We start from the raw sequence: 12424 nt of genomic DNA, 5'->3' as shown, positions 1-12424 counted from the left end.
AACCTCCTATTCTGTCATGCTGAGCTTGCGAAGCATCTGCTCACACTAGGTTACTCCAGCCGTAAGAAGATGCTTCGCAAGCTCAGCATGACAGGTGTATTTTCTGCTGCTTTTCTAGTAAACCTATCCCTATGACTCCCACCCTCGAAAATTACACCCTAGGTCGCTGGGCAGCCGGCGCTGCCGACCCACACGAGCTGCTAGACGCCAGCACTGGCGAGGTCATCGCGCTGGCCAATACCGAAGGCTTCGACTTTGCCGAAATCCTAGCTTATGGCCGCCGCGTGGGCAACCCCGCCTTGCGCCGTATGACCTTCCATGAGCGCGGGCGGATGCTCAAGGCGCTGGCCTTCCACTTGCAGGAAAAGAAGGAAATTTTCTACGAATTGAGTTACCGCTCGGGCGCCACGCGGGCCGACTCGTGGATTGATATTGAGGGCGGTATTGGCAATCTGTTTGCCAATGCCTCGCTGCGGCGCAAATTTCCCGACAAGCCGTTTTACGTGGAGGGCGAGCCGGTGGGCTTGTCGAAGGGCGGCACCTTTGTGGCGCAGCACCTGCTGGTACCTAGGGAAGGCGTGGCCGTGCACATCAATGCCTACAACTTCCCCATCTGGGGCATGCTCGAGAAAATTGCGGTAAATCTGCTGGCCGGCATGCCCGCCGTGGTGAAGCCCGCGGTGCCCAGCGCCTACCTCACCGAGGCGGTGGTACGCGAGATTATTGCCTCTGGCATCTTGCCAGAAGGCGCCTTGCAACTGGTAGTAGGCTCGGGCCAGGGCATTCTGGACCACGTGACGTATCAGGATGTGGTGACTTTCACCGGCTCGGCCGCAACTGGCGCGAAGCTGCGCGCGCACCCGCGCATTATCAGCGAGGCGGTGCCGTTTACACTCGAAGCCGACTCGCTTAATGCTGCCGTGCTGGGGCCCGATGCTGTGCCTGGCACGACCGAGTTTGACTTGTTTATCAAGGAAGTGCGTAAGGAAATGACGGCCAAGTGCGGGCAAAAATGCACGGCTATTCGCCGCGCCATCGTGCCCGATAATCTGCTCGAAGATGTCCAAATCGCACTCGGTAAGGCCCTGGCCCAAACTACCATCGGCCACCCGCAGGCCGAGGGCGTGCGCATGGGCGCGCTGGCCGGCCGCCAGCAGGCCGAGCGCTTGCGTGAGCAAGTGCGACAGCTCGCCAAAACCACACCCATCGTGTACGGCGACCTGGAGAACGTAGAAATTCTAGGTAAGGAGCGCGGTGCCGATGCAGCTAAAGGCGCATTTATTTCGCCCATTGTGCTGCGCAACGACCACCCGTTCAAACACCTCGATTCGCACGAACTGGAAGCCTTCGGCCCGGTGGTGACGCTGATGCCCTACCACGACGTGGCCGAGGCCGTGCAACTGGCCAACCTTGGTAAGGGCTCGCTGGTGTGCTCGCTGGCTACCAACGACCCGCGTACGGCGCAGGATTTTGTGTTGGGCGCGGCTACCCACCACGGCCGCATCCTGGTCATCAATAATGACATGGCTAAGGAAAGCACCGGCCACGGCTCGCCGATGCCGCAGCTAGTGCACGGCGGACCAGGTCGTGCCGGCGGCGGGCAGGAAATGGGCGGCATCCGAGGCGTTGAGCATTTTATGCAGCGCGTGGCGTTGCAAGGCTCGCCGAGCATGATTACGGCCATTACGGAGGTATATCAGCCTAAGGCCAAGCAGATTGAAAAGGATAAGCATCCCTTTCAGCACTACTTCGAGGAGCTGGAAATCGGGCAGACATACATCACGCACAAGCACACTGTGACGGAGGCCGACATCACAAATTTTGCGCAGGTGTCGGGCGATAATTTCTATGCCCACGTCGATGCTACCTCGCTGGAAGGCACGCTCTTCACGGGCCGCGTAGCCCACGGCTACTATATCCTAAGCAAGGCGGCTGGCATGTTCGTAGACCCGCGCAAAGGCCCAGTGCTGCTCAACTATGGCCTCGATGAGTGCCGCTTCACCAAGCCCGTGTACCCCGGAACTACCATCGGCGTGACGCTGACGGTGAAAGAGAAAATCGGTCAGGAAAAGCGCGACTCGGAAGACGTAGCTAAAGGCATCGTGCGCTGGCTGGTAGAAGTAACCGACCAAACCAGCGACACGGTGGCCGTAGCTACGATTCTGACGATGGTGAAGAAGAAAAATCAGGCGTAATACTTCCTCTATAGCTGTCATGCTGAGCTTGCGAAGCATCTTTTCACGTCAGGGTTAATAAATCAACCGTGAAAAGATGCTTCGCAAGCTCAGCATGACAGATGGTTTTGAATAAGCATTTTACTGCGCACTTTATTACATGAGCACCCTCACCGCCGGCCATGTCTCGGCCACTACCGATGCCCTGGGCATTGCTACCATCTCGTTCTATCACCCAGCGCATAACTCGCTGCCCGGCCAGCTACTGCGTGAGCTAGCGGCCACCATTACAGCTATCGGCCAGGCCAATACGACTAAAGTCATCATCCTCAAGAGCGAGGGCGAGCGCACGTTTTGCGCCGGCGCGAGCTTTGATGAGCTGGTAGCCATCGAAGATGAGGCACAGGGTCAAGCGTTTTTCTCGGGCTTTGCGCAGGTGATAAACGCCTGCCGCACCTGCCCCAAGGTCATTATCGGCCGAGTGCAGGGCAAGGCCATCGGCGGCGGCGCGGGCGTGGCGGCGGCTACCGATTATTGCTTTGCCACGGCGCAGGCGTCCGTGAAACTCAGCGAGTTGGTGGTGGGCATTGGCCCCTTCGTAGTGGGGCCGGTGGTAGAACTGAAAATCGGCCGGGCTGCCTATGCACAATTGGCGCTGGACGCGGGTGAGTTTCGCTCGGCGGCTTGGGCGCAAGCGCGTGGGCTATATGCCGAAGTAGTGGAGACTACGGCGAACCTAGACGCGGCTGTGCAGGCGTTTGCCGAGAAGCTGGCTAGCTACAACCCAGAAGCCCTAGGTGCTATGAAGCAAGTAATTTGGGAAGGCACTGAGCACTGGGACAGCCTATTGCGCGAGCGCGCAGCTATCAGCGGGCGGCTGGTGCTGTCCGATTTTACTCGGCAGGCCATTGCTAAGTTTAAGGCAGCGGCGGGCGCGAAGGCGTAGCGAGAACGTTGGTAGCAAAACCTTAACCTAGGGAGCTGCCAGGAGTACCAGATATTTGTGGGTAAGTGCAACTCTTTGCCTGTGCATGCGGTACGGGCAGAGAGTTGCGGCACGCCCTCTTTATGAAGTATCTAGTTGCCCGCGTGGCAGTTGCCCTAGGAATGCTGACCATTGGGTCGGCCGCCGCCCAGGTGCCGACCAACGACCCCAAAGCCTCCTCCATCCTACTGCCCAACGGCTGGAGCCTGACACCGGCCGGCACCTCGCTGCCCTTAGGCGACTTGCCGCTGAACATGCAGCTCGCCCCCGGCGGCCGGCTACTGGCCGTCACCAACAATGGCCAAAGCACCCAGAAGGTACAGCTCATCGACCCCGCTACCGAAAAGCTGCTCGATGAGAAACCCATTGCCAAGTCGTGGTACGGGCTGGCCTGGAGCCCGGCGGCCGACCGCCTCTATGTGTCGGGCGGCAATGACAACATCATCCTGGGTTACCCGGTGGCAAAGCAGAAGTTCGGCCAGCCCGACACGTTACGCCTAGGTAAGCGCTGGCCCACCAAAATCAGCCCAGTGGGCATTGCCGTAGATGCGGCCCGGCAGCGCCTCTACACCGTGACCAAGGAGGACAACGCACTGTACGTGCTCGACCTCAAAACCAAGCGCACGCTGAGCCGGCTCGACCTTGGGCACGAGGCCTACGGCTGCCTGCTCGCAGCCGATGGCCGCACGCTCTACATCACGTTGTGGGGCGGGCAAGAGCTGCTGGCGTATGACATCGCCACGGGCCGCATCGCCAAGCGCCTACCTACTGAGAGCCATCCCAACGAGCTGATTCAAAGCAAAAACGGGCGTTACGTATTCGTGGCTAATGCCAACGACAACTCAGTATCGTTGGTGGATACGAAGAGCTGGCGGGTGCTCGAAACCATCTCGACTGCCCTCTACCCTACCAAGCTCACCGGCTCGACCACCAACGGCTTGGCCCTGAGCGCCGACGAAAAAACGCTCTACATCGCCAACGCCGACAACAACTGCTTGGCCGTGTTCGACGTGGCCACGCCGGGCAAGAGCGCCGCCAAGGGCTTCATCCCGACGGGCTGGTACCCGACCTGCGTGCGCACCCTAGGTAAGAAAATACTGGTGGCCAACGGCAAGGGCTTCTCCTCCTTGCCCAACCCGCGCGGGCCGCAGCCGCTGGCCAAAAACGACCACAGCGGCCACCACACCGGCAACACGCTGGCCGATGGGCCGGTAGAGTACATCGGCGGGCTATTTAAGGGCACGCTCTCGTTTATCACCACGCCCAGTGTGGCCCAGCTAGCCGCCTACTCGCGGCAGGTGTACGCCAACACGCCTTTCACCAAAACCTCGGAGAAAGAAGCCCTAGGCGAAGCCGGCAACCCCATTCCGCGCCGCAAGGGTGAGGTTTCGCCCATCAAGTACGTCTTCTACGTCATCAAGGAAAACCGCACCTACGACCAAGTCCTCGGCGACATGCCCCAGGGCAACGGCGACTCGGTGCTCTGTATTTTTCCGCGCAAGGTGACGCCCAATCACCATGCGCTGGCCAGTGAGTTTGTGCTGCTCGACAACTTTTATGTGAATGCCGAGGTGAGCGCCGACGGCCACAACTGGAGCACCGCCGCCTACGCCACCGACTACGTCGAGAAAACCTGGCCCATCAGCTACGGCGGGCGCGGCGGTACCTACGACTACGAGGGCAGCCGCCTGGTGGCTTACCCACGCGATGGCTTTTTGTGGGACTACTGCCAGCGCGCCGGCCTGCGCTACCGCACCTACGGCGAGTTTGCGGCCGACGGCAAAACCGACCTTAAGTCCTTGCGTGGGCACGTGTGCCCCAAGTCGCCGGGCTTCGATATGGACGTGAAAGACGTGGACCGCATCCGTATTTGGGCGCAGGACTTCGACTCGCTGCTGACCCGCGGGGCGGTGCCGCAGCTCAGCACCATCCGCATCAGCAACGACCACACCAGCGGCCAGAAACTGGGTAAAATCTCGCCCACGGCTGCGGTGGCCGACAACGACCTGGCCCTAGGTCAGCTGGTAGAGCATATTTCGCACAGCGCCATCTGGAAGGAATCAGTGATTTTCGTGGTAGAAGACGACGCCCAAAACGGCCCCGACCACGTGGATGCCCACCGCTCGCCGGCCTTCGTCATTAGCCCCTACACTCGGCGTGGGTCCGTCAACCACACGCTGTACACCACGGCTGGCGTGTTGCGCACCCTCGAGCTAGTGCTGGGCCTACCGCCCATGAGCCAGTACGACGCGGCGGCCAAGCCGCTCTTCGGCTGCTTCCAGGCCACACCTACCCTCACGCCCTACCAGGCCAAGGCCGCCCAAGTGGGCCTCGACACCCGCAACACGGCTTGGAACCGTAGCGCTGAGCGCTCGTCGCACTTCAACCTCGCCAAAGAAGACGCTACTCCTGACCTTGACCTCACGGAGGTGGTTTGGAAAGCCATCAGGGGCGAAGATGCCGTGGTGCCCGCCCCTAGGCGCGGAGCCTTCCTGCGCGCTGCCCCCAAGCACGACGATGACGACGATTGAGCAGCAATTACCAATAAAAAAGGAAGGGTCAGGCCGCACGGCCTGACCCTTCCTTTTTTCAACTTTTACTAAGACCTAGGCAGCGTTGGTAGTCGTGGTGAGGCTCACCTCGATATTGCCTTTGGTAGCGCGCGAGTAGGGGCAGATGCCGTGGGCAGCTTCTACCAGCGACTCTGCTTGAGCCTGCTCGAAGCCGGGTAGGTTCACGTGCAAGTCAGCCGAGATGCCGTAGCCACCATCTTCAGCCTGGCCGAAGCCAATGAAGGCCTCTACCGATACGTTTTCGAGCTTCACTTTAGCCTGGCGAGCAGCCACACCTAGGGCACCCTCAAAGCAAGCGGCGTAGCCAGCGGCGAAAAGCTGCTCGGGGTTCGTAGCGCCAGCTTTGCCGGGGCCACCCATCTCCTTAGGCGTGCTCAGGTTGAGGTCGAGCACTTGGTTGTCGGACGTAACGTGACCGTCGCGGCCGCCGATGGCCTTAGCCTGCGCGGTAAATACTTTGTTGATTTTCATGGTAGTTATTTATGAAAGTGAATTAGAAACAAGCTTGGCAAAGGCTGCTAGGGAAAGCAACCATCAGAAGATGTTGAGCCCATCTACCATCGCAAGCGATGCGTGAGAAGCAGAAATTTCTTCTAGCGTGCTGCAAAATTAGCACAATCAATTTTACAATTTTAAATTGTGCACAATATATTTTAATATTATTGATTCAATTACCTGTTAGACAATGAGTTTAATTTAAATACATATTATACTTAAAGCCTCAAGGCCTCTGTATTGAAACAGCCCCAGACTTCGGGTGAAGGCTGGGGCTGTTTCAATACAGAGGCCGTTTTAGTCCGGCCCAGGGGGCCTATTTGCGGCGGGCCGGGCCGCTGGGCTTGGGGCTAGCACCTAGCACTTCCACAATGGGCTGGCCCGTGCAGGCGCTGGGCAGCTTGCTATTGAGAATCATGGCCGCCGTGGGTGCGATGTCGGTGATGGTGTGGGGCGCGTAGCTGACGCCTGCCGGGATGCCCATGCCCCACCACAGCAGCGGCACGTGGCTATCGTAAGCATAGCCGGTGCCGTGGCTGGCACCCACACCAATATCACCGGTCCAGCCGGGCAGCAGCTCATAGTGCACATCGCCATAGCGCGGGTAGTAGAGGCTGGCTACTAGCTTGGCTTCGAGGCCGGTAGTGTATCCACCATTGAGCAGTTGCGTGGTCGTATTGACTTGCGCAATACCGGGCTGCTCGCGCATAAACTCAGCCAACACCTGCTGGGCGTGGGGTAGCTCTATTTTACGCTGGGCCAGCAGCGAGCGATTGAAAAAGTACGTGTTATTGATTTCTTTTTCGAGCCACTGGCCAGGGCCAAACTGGCTTACTAGGTAGGCATTGGCCGCCTGGTAGGCCCCTCGGCGGTCGAAGGTGCCGACGGGCAGTTGATGGTCGGCGAGATAGCGCGTCACCTCGCTAGCGCCGTGGTCGGCAGTTAGGAAGACGGTGTAGTTGCCCTTACCGACGGTTTGGTCGAGGGTTTTCAGCAGGCGCGCTAGCTCGAGGTCGAGGCGCAGGTAGAGGTCGTTTTCTTCCTTCGAAAGTGGCCCGAAGGTGTGGCCTACCGCGTCAGGGCTCGAGTAGCTAATGGCCAGCAAATCGGGCACGTCGTCGCGCCCTAGGTCGGTGTTTTTGAGAGCAGCAAGGGCGAGGTCGGTCAGCAGGTTATCGCCGAAGGGCGAAGTGTACATGCTCTCGTAGGCGGGTGGGTTTTGCGGGGCCAGCTTCGAGAGGTCGTAGGGGAAGGTGGCGGCCGTTTTACCCTTAAAAATGCGCTCGTAGCGGTTCGAGTCGGGCAGGCTATTGAGGTAGGCTGAGGCGGGCTTCAGCGGCGACCAGGTTTGCTGGCGGTAGGCATCGGCCTTTTTCTGGGCATTAAACTCGGTGACCCAGGCCGGCAGCTTCGTCATGTAGAAGGTGCTCGAAATGAAGTCGCCGGTGTTCACATCGAGCCAGAAGGCACCGTCGGCCATATGGCCGGCGGGCAGAGCCGAAGCCCGGTCTTTGAGCGACAAGGCCAGCACCTTGCTGCGGCCGCCGTAGGTCATCTTGAGCTCGTCGCCTAGGGTGGTGCTGAGCTGGTTGCGGGCCGATACGCCTGTGCCCTTGGTAGTGGTGCCCACGAGCTGAACGGTGGTGTCGTCGGTGCAATACACGTCGTGGCGCAGGCGGCGGTCGTACCACGAGTTGCCCACTATGCCGTGGTAGCGCGGCGTGGTGCCGGTGTACACGCTAGAGTGGCCGGGCCCCGTCACGGTGGGAATATAGTTGTAGTGCGTGTTGCGGCACTGAAAGCCCTCACGCAGCAGCCGTTTGAAGCCATCGGGCCCAAACTCGGGGCTGAAGCGGGTGAGGTAGTCGGGCCGCATCTGGTCGACCATGATGCCCACCAGCAGCTTGGGCGTGGGGCGGGTTTGGGCCAGCAGCGCGGAGCTACTTAGGAGCAGGCTGGTGGCAAGGAGGTAGGGAGAGAACATTCGCAGAAAAAATCGGGGCGCACGCATCCAGTGCCTGCGCCCCGGCACCTAGTTTACTATCAGCTTGGTAGCAGCACCATCGTCGGCGCGCAGCAAGTACACCCCGGCGGCGAGGCCACTGGTATCGAGGCGGTCGGTGGCGCGCAGGTGGCGCACGGGGCGGCCAGCCAGGTCGTGCAAGGTACCCGACACGGCCCGGCTCAGGCGCACGGGCGCACCCTGGCTGGGGTTAGGGTAAGCGGCCAGTGGCTCGGCACCTTGCCCTGGCCGGGCGGCTGTGGGCGTGTTGGCCTGGAGGCTATACACGGCGATGGTGCTGCTGACCTCGTTGGCGAGCAGTAGCAAAGGTTGCCCGGTAGGGCTGTCGGCGGCGCTGATAAACACGATGCCTTCGGGCCCTAGGTCGCCGGTAGTAGTGGTGAGGCTACGGTTGTTGGCGTAGGTTTCGAGTACCGGGGCGGCGGGGTTGTTGATATTGAACACCATGACGCCACCCACGCGCTCCATCGACACGAAGGCGTAGAGGTTGTTGCCGATGCGGCCGGTAGTCACGCCCTCAGGCTCAGGGCCTTTGTCGTCCGAGCGATTTTTGCGCACGGGCGCCTCAAAGCCGTTGCTGGCATTGAAGATGGCGCCGTAGGTGGCATCGGCGGCGGTTACGCGTTCCAGCAGGTTGCCACTGTCGTACACCTCGGCGCCGGTGGCGGCGTTGTAGATGCTGAACGAGCGTCCGCCGTAGGCATAGATTTCGTCGAAGTCGCCGTCACCGTCGGTGTCACCTAGCTTGTTGGTCACGTTGAGGCGACCCAGCACGGTTTCTTGCTTGAGCAGGCTGGCATTGGGGAAGGCCGTGGCGTCGAGCGCGTAGCCATTGGCACCTAGGCGCACCACCTCGCTAAAGCCGGAGTAGTCGCGCGAGTCGCCCTCGTTGGCTGTGAGTAGGTAGCTAGTGCCATTGACCTCAACCAAGTTGATGGCATCGGGCTGGCGCATGCCCTTGATGGGCCAGTTGGCCATCAGCACTTCGGTGGTCCGGTCGGAGGCGTCGAGGCTGCGGCCGGGCTGCGTGTGGTCGGTGTAGCCCACTGGGCGGAGGGCCGTTATCTGCTTGGTGGCCAGGTCGAGCACCGCGATGGCGTTGTTTTCCTGCAACGTGATGTAGGCCGTTTGCGAGTTGGCGCTCACCGCAATGTATTCGGGCTCTAGGTCTTGGGCCACGGTGCTGGGCGAGGCCGCCAGACCACCGTAGATGCGAATGCCCTGTGCCCGCAGCGCGGCGGCCTGGCTGTTGAAGGCCGTAAAGGTGGCCGTGCTCACATTGGCCTGCGCAAGACCTGCGATGCCGCCCGAAATGTCGATAACCGACACGCTGCCTTCGGGGTCGGTGGTGTAGGCGGCATTGGGCTCGCCTTCGTTGGCCGTGAGCACGTAGCGACCATCGGGCGAGAAGGTTATCATGTCGGGCATGGCGCCCACGGTCACCTGCTTCTGAAACGCGCCGTTCTGGTCGAAGAACACCACACTGCCATTTTGCTGCGGGTTGCTATTCTCGATGGCGCAGGCTACCAGCCCGTTGCGCACGGCCACCGAGTTGAGGCCGCCGTAGCTTTTGATGTCAATAGAAGCCACGGCCGCAATGGCCGCCGGGTTGGCTAGGTTCAAAATCTCTAGCTTGCCGCCAATAGAGTTGGCCACATACAGGCGCTTGGTGGTAGGGTCGAAGGCCGCTATTTCGGCCGAATTAATCTGCGTGTTGCCGCTGAAGGGCGTGGCCGTTTGGTAGCTCTGCACCAGCCCTAGGGTCAAATTATTGGCTCGCGCCGGGGCGGGCGTGTCGTTGTCTTTTATATAAACCAGAATGTCGTTGGCCGTGGCCGATACGGTGGCATTGGTCGGGTTGAGCAGGCGCACTACGAAGTACTCGGTTTCCTCGGCCAGCGCATCATCGAGGATAGGAATGGTGAGCGTCTGGGTGCCCGTTGCCCCAGCCGGAAACGTCACGGTTTGGGTAATGGCGTAGGTGTAGTCTTGCCCCGCCGTGGCCGTACCTAGGGCCTGCACCGCCACCTGCACCGTGCTAGCCACCGTGCCCGGGTTGGTGATACTGAGCGGAATACTGACTGAACCCGCGTCCTCAGCTACGGTGAGTGTAGCACTAGGCCGGGCAATGGTGGGTGTGGTTTGGGCGCGGGCCGCCCCGGCCGCTAGGCCCAGCAACAAAGTAGCCGAAAGGAGTGGGGAAAAGTTTAGGTGCATAGACGCCACAATGAGGTTGAAGCGTCAAAGCTATCGACAGCCTGTTGCGGCAGTATGATGGCGATATTATGAAATAAATTACTGCTAGGGTGCTATCCCTTGCCTTATTTCCCAAACTAAAAAAAGCTGCCCGCACTCAGCCTAGGTAGGCTAAGGTGCGGGCAGCTTGCATCATACTAGGCGCTAGCCAGCGGTTGGCCCCGCTTAGCTTCAGCCTAAGGCCGAGCGCCTACTCCTGCGGGGCCGGGGTGGCAGGCGCTGGGGCGGGCTTGGCTGGGGCGGGGCGCCGCTTGGGGGCTACCGGGCGGGGCGCCGACGCTACCGATGCCGGGCGTGGGGGCTGCGGCCGGCCGGGGCGCGGGGCCGAGGCGGCGCTGCCCTCGCTAGCCGCTGTGGGTGCGTCTTTACTCTTGGCTGCTTTGGCCGACTGCTTGGCTTGCTTGTGGCGCTGCTTCACCAGCTTCTTCGATAGGCGCTGAATGAGCTTGGTGACCGCTTTGGATGGCGGTGCGGCTTCTTCGCCTTCGGGGCTCAAGTAGGGTTGCAGGGCGCCGGTTAGCTCACTAGTTAGGGCTTGGCGCACACGCTTGGCTTTGGGTGCCACGGGGGCCGGGGGCGTTTTTTCGGTCTTAGTCTGCTGCTTTAGCAGTTGCTTAGCAAGCTTACGTAGGGTTTTACTGACGGCCTTGGGAGGCTCATTGGTGCTGGCTTCCGTCCCTAGGTGGGGAACCACGGCGGCGGCCAGGTGGTCGGTTAGGGCTTTTTTAGCTTTGCTCATAATCGTGGGTGAGAGTTTTGGGGTGGTTGGCGGAGCTACTAAATAGGGTAAGCCCGTCGTTAATCACCGGTTAACCCTCTCTTTACAAATAATTTACCAGGCACTACTTAGTGTAGCGCATTGGAAACACAATAGTACGGCTTATTCTTGTCCAAATGTTACGCTGCTATGTTAAGCTTTTGTCCACCACTGCACTTGTGTACCAAGCCTAGCTACTAGCGGCTACTGCGGGTTATCTAGTATTTTCGACGGCTTTCTAGGTCCCGATGTTAGTGCTGGCTGCTAGGCAGCGTAATCTGGGCCAGCCGAGCGGCTAGCTCAGTTGCCGATAGGTTTTCCAACGTCAGCAGCGCTTCATAAGGGTCGCCCGGCAGTTGTAGCAGCCCGGCAAAGGCCGGCTCCGTTTTCAGGCCCTGTGCTTTGAGGCGGCGCACAGCTGTGTGCCAGGCTGGGCCGCCGGCATGCAGCACCGCGTGCTCTACTACTAAGTGCCGAAACGCGTATTGCTGCCCTGTGGGCAATGCTTGGCCAAACACTTCAATTTCGGTTTCTAAGTAGCGAAAGCTGCTTATCATCGCCGGAATCTTACTGCTGCTTGAAGTACCTATCCGAAAGGCTGGCAAGTGCCCGTAGTGCGAGCATAGCAAGTGCTCAAAGGCTGGGCCAGTCGCCGGTGACAATTCACAGATAATATCTATATCACTGGTGGGCAAGTCAATACCTAGTGGAATAGTACCCGCTATTACTGGGTCGAAGACACCTAGGGTTGTTAGAATACCTAGCTCTTGCAGCAGCGCGTAGGTGCGCCGCTGGCGGCAGGTTCCCGTTGCCAGGTAGCGAGGGTCTTTCCAATTTACGTTCAAATGCACAACAGCTAAGACGCCAGATATAGAGCATAAACCGGCTTTCAAAACTACGCTGGCTGGCGACGCCTCTATGCATAATTGTAAGGCGAATTATAACCACAAACTCAGAAAGAACACAAAATTGCATTTATCAGGACAACTGGAATAATTATATAATTTGCGGCAATCACTCAAAACTGCTATTCACAGCCTTTATTTTCTAAAATAATTATAAATTATTCGAATTTTTAGTACTATTTTTATTATATAGCCTCTATATAACTTTGTAGCCACCGCTACATTAACAGAGAGCTATGCGCAATATAATTATACT

8 protein-coding genes are annotated in these 12424 nt (G+C 59.4%); 3 read left to right on the top strand and 5 right to left on the bottom strand.

Going from position 1 to position 12424, the window contains the following annotated elements:
- The first annotated feature begins 131 nt into the window (after positions 1 to 131).
- The 3 genes from paaZ (at position 132) to FNT36_RS08220 (ending at position 5690) form a co-directional block, all read left to right on the top strand.
- A complete protein-coding gene (gene paaZ, locus FNT36_RS08230) occupies positions 132 to 2195 on the top strand; it encodes a phenylacetic acid degradation bifunctional protein PaaZ (RefSeq protein WP_144846295.1) in 2064 nt (687 codons plus the stop codon).
- Between the two features lie 139 nt (positions 2196 to 2334).
- Positions 2335 to 3120, top strand: a complete 786-nt coding sequence (locus tag FNT36_RS08225; RefSeq protein WP_144846293.1) for an enoyl-CoA hydratase/isomerase family protein — start codon at positions 2335 to 2337, stop codon at positions 3118 to 3120.
- Positions 3121 to 3242: 122 nt separating this feature from the next.
- A complete protein-coding gene (locus tag FNT36_RS08220) occupies positions 3243 to 5690 on the top strand; it encodes a bifunctional YncE family protein/alkaline phosphatase family protein (RefSeq protein ID WP_144846291.1) in 2448 nt (815 codons plus the stop codon).
- Positions 5691 to 5765: 75 nt separating this feature from the next.
- Here the strand turns inward: FNT36_RS08220 and FNT36_RS08215 are convergent, their stop codons facing one another.
- The 5 genes from FNT36_RS08215 to FNT36_RS08195 all read right to left on the bottom strand — a co-directional run bounded on the left by FNT36_RS08215 (position 5766) and on the right by FNT36_RS08195 (position 12108).
- Complete coding sequence (locus tag FNT36_RS08215) at positions 5766 to 6203, bottom strand: organic hydroperoxide resistance protein (protein ID WP_144846289.1); 438 nt, start codon at positions 6201 to 6203, stop codon at positions 5766 to 5768.
- Positions 6204 to 6543: 340 nt separating this feature from the next.
- Entirely contained in the window at positions 6544 to 8211 is a 1668-nt protein-coding gene (locus tag FNT36_RS08210; RefSeq protein ID WP_233635781.1) for an alkaline phosphatase family protein, read from the bottom strand.
- Between the two features lie 48 nt (positions 8212 to 8259).
- Positions 8260 to 10467 carry a choice-of-anchor I family protein gene (locus tag FNT36_RS08205; RefSeq protein WP_144846285.1) on the bottom strand — a complete coding sequence of 736 codons (2208 nt, stop codon included), beginning with the start codon at positions 10465 to 10467 and terminating at the stop codon, positions 8260 to 8262.
- A gap of 229 nt (positions 10468 to 10696) precedes the next feature.
- Positions 10697 to 11245, bottom strand: a complete 549-nt coding sequence (locus FNT36_RS08200) for a hypothetical protein (RefSeq protein WP_144846283.1) — start codon at positions 11243 to 11245, stop codon at positions 10697 to 10699.
- Between the two features lie 269 nt (positions 11246 to 11514).
- On the bottom strand, positions 11515 to 12108 hold the full coding sequence (locus FNT36_RS08195) for a DUF4269 domain-containing protein (RefSeq protein ID WP_233635780.1): 594 nt from the start codon (positions 12106 to 12108) through the stop codon (positions 11515 to 11517).
- Positions 12109 to 12424: the final 316 nt, after the last annotated feature.

Origin of the sequence: Hymenobacter setariae, assembly GCF_007713685.1 — a bacterium.
Lineage (GTDB): Bacteria > Bacteroidota > Bacteroidia > Cytophagales > Hymenobacteraceae > Hymenobacter > Hymenobacter setariae.
The sequence above is the reverse complement of the archived record's forward strand: the minus strand, read 5'-3'. Positions and strand labels throughout refer to the sequence as shown.